The 3,318-nt window shown below is 70.2% G+C and carries 4 protein-coding genes; 2 read left to right on the forward strand and 2 right to left on the reverse strand.

The window, feature by feature from the left end; translation table 11 throughout:
• On the forward strand, positions 1-677 hold a 677-nt coding region (locus VLK61_RS27250; protein ID WP_325425961.1), incomplete at its 5' end, for a zinc-binding dehydrogenase.
• A gap of 1 nt (position 678) precedes the next feature.
• Here the strand turns inward: VLK61_RS27250 and VLK61_RS27255 are convergent.
• On the reverse strand, positions 679-1,605 hold the full coding sequence (locus VLK61_RS27255; protein WP_325425963.1) for a pseudouridine-5'-phosphate glycosidase: 927 nt from the start codon (positions 1,603-1,605) through the stop codon (positions 679-681).
• A 74-nt stretch (positions 1,606-1,679) separates the two neighbouring features.
• On the opposite strand from VLK61_RS27255, the gene ubiA reads away from it, so the two are divergent.
• The gene (ubiA, locus tag VLK61_RS27260; RefSeq protein WP_325425965.1) at positions 1,680-2,582 is read left to right on the forward strand and encodes a 4-hydroxybenzoate octaprenyltransferase; all 903 of its coding nucleotides are present in this window, start codon (positions 1,680-1,682) and stop codon (positions 2,580-2,582) included.
• 87 nt (positions 2,583-2,669) lie between these two features.
• On the opposite strand, the gene proC is transcribed toward ubiA, so the two are convergent.
• Positions 2,670-3,318 (reverse strand): pyrroline-5-carboxylate reductase (gene proC, locus VLK61_RS27265; RefSeq protein WP_325425967.1); only part of this gene is annotated, 649 nt, incomplete at its 5' end.

Here is a 3,318-nt window from a genome sequence, read left to right on the forward strand (position 1 = left end):
TGCCGGGCGGTTATGCCGACCTGGTGCGCGTGCCGCATGCGCGCTACCTGGTGCCCATCGGCACACTGGCGCCGGAGCGCGCGGCCACCTTTGCCTGCGCCGGCATCACGGCGTTCGGCGCGATCCGCAAGCTCGATGCGCTGGGTGCCGACGATCATGTGGTGGTGGTCGGCTGCGGCGGTGTCGGCATGACGGCGGTAGCGCTGCTGTCGGCCACTTCGGCCGCGAAAGTCGTCGCGATCGACCCCGACCCGGCCAAGCGCGACGCGGCGCTGCACCATGGCGCGGCACTGGCCTTCGACCCGGACGATCCGCAGGCGCTGAAGACGATCTCCAGCGCCTGCCAGCGCAACATCGCCGCGGCGCTGGACTTCGTCGGCAGCCAATCCAGCTCGTCGCTGGCGATCGGCCTGGTGCGGCGCGGCGGGCAGGTCATCGTCGTCGGCCTGTTCGGCGGCGAGTTGCGACTGCCGCTGCCCAGCCTGCCGTTGCGCGTGCTGCGGCTGGCCGGCTCCTATGTCGGCAGCCTGAATGAGCTGCGCGAACTGGTGGCGCTGGCTCAGACGATCACCCTGCCGACGATCCCACTGGACCTGCGGCCACTGGCCAGCGTGAACCAGGCACTGGACGATCTGGCAAAGGGCCGAGTCGTCGGCCGTGTCGTGCTGCAACCTTGAGCTATTTGCGCCCGGACAGGGCCGCATAGGCCGTGGCCAGCGCCGCCGCCAGCCGCGCGTTGTTCAGCACCAGTTGGATGTTGCTGGCCAGGCTGTGGCCGCCGGTCAGCGCGTTCACGCGCTGCAGCAGAAAGGGCGTGACGGCCTTGCCTTGCACGCCTTGCGCCTGGGCTTCGGCCAGAGCCTGCGTGATGACCTGGTCGATCACTTCACGCGCTAGCGCATGGCGCTCGGGAATCGGATTGGCGATGACCAGGCCACCGCCCAGCCCTAGGTCCCACTTCACCTGCATCAGCCGCGCGATGTCCGCCGCGTCGTCGATGCGATGGTCGACACCGAAGCCGCTGTCACGGCTGAAGAAGGCCGGCAGGCTGCTGGTGCGGTAGCCGATCACCGGCACGCCGTGGGTCTCCAGGTACTCCAGCGTCAGCCCCAGGTCGAGGATCGACTTGGCGCCGGCGCAGACCACCGCCACCGGCGTGCGCGCCAGCTCCTGCAGGTCGGCCGAAATGTCCAGGCTGGTCTCGGCGCCACGGTGCACACCACCGATGCCGCCGGTGGCGAAGACGCGGATGCCGGCCAAGGCCGCAATGATCATCGTCGCGGCCACCGTCGTCGCGCCCAGGCCGCCACGCATCACCAGGTAAGGCAGGTCGCGCCGGCTGACCTTGGCCACGGCCTGGCCGCTGCGGCCGAGCAGCTCGATCTGCTCGCGCGTCAGCCCGGCCGTGAGGCGGCCGGCGATCACCGCAATCGTCGCCGGCACCGCACCCTGCGCGCGCACTTCGGCTTCGACGGCCAGTGCCGTCTCGGCGTTCTGCGGCCAGGGCATGCCGTGCGAGATGATGGTCGATTCCAGCGCCACCACCGGCCGGCCGGTGGCCAGCGCATCGGCGACTTCGGGGTGCACATCGAGCAGCGCATTCATCGGGTGTCCTCGGGCGGGCGGCAGGCCGCGTTGCCTGCATTGTGCGCAGACCCGGGTGCCACAATCCGAGCCCGATGCTGAACCGCTTGCGCCAGCGCCTGCCGCTGTACCTGGACCTGATCCGCTGGAGCCGTCCTGCTGGCTGGCTGCTGCTGTTGTGGCCGACGCTGTCCGCGCTGTGGATTGCCGCCGACGGCTTTCCGGGCTGGCACCTGCTGGCGGTGTTCACGCTCGGCACGGTGCTGATGCGCAGCGCCGGCTGCTGCATCAACGACGTGGCCGATCGCGAGTTCGACCGCCATGTCAAACGCACGGCCCAGCGGCCCGTCACCCGCGGCGCGCTGCCGGTGAAGGAGGCGCTGATCGTCGGCGCGGTGCTGGCGCTGGCGGCCTTCGTGCTGGTGCTGACGACCAATGCGCCGACCATCCTGCTGTCCTTCGCGGCGCTGGCCATCACGCTGGCCTACCCGTATGCCAAGCGCTTTGTCTCGATGCCGCAGGCGGTGCTGGGCGTGGCCTTCAGCTTCGGCATTCCGATGGCCTTTGCCGCCGCGCAAGGGGGCCGCGAATGGAGCCTGGCCGCGATCAACGCCGCTGTGCCGCCGCAGGCCTGGTGGCTGATGCTCGGCAACCTGTTCTGGGTGCTGGCTTACGACACCGAATACGCGATGGTCGACCGCGACGACGACCTGAAGATCGGCATGCGCACGTCGGCGATCACGCTGGGCCGTTTCGATGTGATCGGCGTGATGGCCTTTTATGCGGTCTATCTCGCCAGCTGGGCGGCCATCGGCCGCAGCCTGGGATTGGGCCGCGCATTCCTGCTGGGCATAGCGGTCGCGGCCGCGCAGGCGCTGTGGCACTTCACGCTGATCCGCCGGCGTGAGCACGACGGCTGCTTCAAGGCCTTCCGGCTGAACCACTGGGTCGGCGCAGCGGTGTTCGCCGGCGTTGCGCTGGACCTGGCGTTGCGCTGAGCGCAAGCTCGCCCACGACCCGGCTCTGCAGGCCGGGTCGCTTCGCCAGCCAGCTGTCATGCCGCAGGGCATGACAGCTGCGCGGGCTCAGCCGAACTCGTCACCCAATTCCGCCGCGCGCCGCTGCGCCGCCCGCACGGCTTTGACCAGCGCCGGCGCGACGCCATCGGCCTGCATCGATTGCAGCGCCGCGTAGGTCGTGCCGCCCTTGGAAGTGACCCGCTCACGCAGCACCGACGGCGGCTCGTCGGACTGCGCGGCCAGCGCCGCCGCGCCGTCGAAGGTGGCCAGCGCCAGGCGTTTGCCTTGCTCGGCCGTCAGGCCCATCTCAGTGGCCGCGGCCATCATCGCTTCGACGAAGTAGAAGACATAGGCCGGGCCAGAGCCGGATAGCGCAGTCACCGCATCGAGGTCGGCTTCCTGCGGCAGCCACATCAGCTGGCCGGTGGGCTGCAGCACCTGCTCGACCAGCGCGCGTTGCTCGGCCTGCACCTCGGGCGTGGCAAACAGCCCGGCAATGCCGCGGCCGATCAGCGCCGGCGTATTGGGCATGCTGCGCACGATGCGCGTGGCGCCGGTGGTCCGCATGATCGCACTGCAGCGGATGCCGGCCATCACGCTGAGCTGCAGCGCACCGGCCACGAACGCGGCGGCCGGCGCCGCGGCTTCATTGAACAGCTGCGGCTTCACCGCCCACACCACCAGCGCGCTGCCGGACAGTGACGCATCGGCCGCC

Origin of the sequence: Aquabacterium sp. (assembly GCF_035476535.1) — a bacterium.
In the GTDB taxonomy this organism is placed as follows: Bacteria; Pseudomonadota; Gammaproteobacteria; order Burkholderiales; family Burkholderiaceae_C; genus Pseudaquabacterium.